Annotated in this window: 1 protein-coding gene; it reads left to right on the top strand. The window is 69.0% G+C overall.

Translation table 11 applies throughout. The annotated features are described in order from the left end of the window. Positions 1 to 7: 7 nt before the first annotated feature. Positions 8 to 777, top strand: a protein-coding gene (locus IE274_RS39150; RefSeq protein ID WP_229910128.1) for an IS5 family transposase whose coding sequence is annotated in 2 segments (ribosomal slippage) — positions 8 to 365 and positions 365 to 777 — 771 coding nt annotated over the 2 segments. Because the reading frame shifts where the segments join, the coding sequence is not laid out codon by codon here. This gene is flagged as partial in the annotation.

Here is a 777-nt window from a genome sequence, read left to right as displayed (position 1 = left end):
TGTGGGTATGGGAATCCGTCAGTCGCGGCCATGGATCGTGTCGGACGAACTATGGTCGCTGATCGAGCCGTTGCTGCCGAAGCCAGGTCCGAAGAGGGCAGAGGGCAGACCGCGGGTGCCGGACCGGCAGGCGTTGTGCGGGATCTTGTTCGTGCTCTACACCGGCATCCAATGGGAGTACCTGCCCCAGGAGTTGGGCTTCGGCTCGGGCATGACCTGCTGGCGGCGCCTGGCCGCCTGGAACGAGGCCGGCGTCTGGGACCAACTGCACGTCGCGCTGCTGAAGAAGCTGCGGTCGGCCGACCAGCTGGACTGGTCGCGGGCGGTGATCGATTCCTCGCACGTCCGGGCCGCTCGGCGAGGCCCAAAAGTGGGCCGAGCCCGGTCGACCGTGCGCGGCCGGGCAGCAAGCACCACGTTCTCACCGACGGGCAGGGCATCCCGCTCGCGGTGTCGCTGACCGGCGGGAACCGCAACGACGTCACCCAACTTCTGCCTCTGCTCGACAAGATCCCGGCCGTGGCCGGTCTCGTCGGCCGGCCACGGCGTCGGCCGGACATGCTCTTCGCCGACCGCGGCTACGACCATGACAAGTACCGACGCCTGCTGCGAGCCCGCGGTATTCGCCCAGCGATCGCCGAACGCGGCCAGCCGCACGGCACCGGCCTGGGCATCTTCCGCTGGGTCGTGGAACGGACGATCTCCTGGCTGCACGGCTTCCGCCGCCTGCGCATCCGCTGGGAACGACGCGACGACATCCATGAAGCCTTCCTCGGC

The sequence above is a fragment of the Streptomyces flavofungini genome, assembly GCF_014650815.1.
In the GTDB taxonomy this organism is placed as follows: domain Bacteria; phylum Actinomycetota; class Actinomycetes; order Streptomycetales; family Streptomycetaceae; genus Streptomyces; species Streptomyces flavofungini.
Note: the sequence above shows the minus strand (reverse complement) of the source record. Positions and strands in the feature narration are given on the sequence as shown.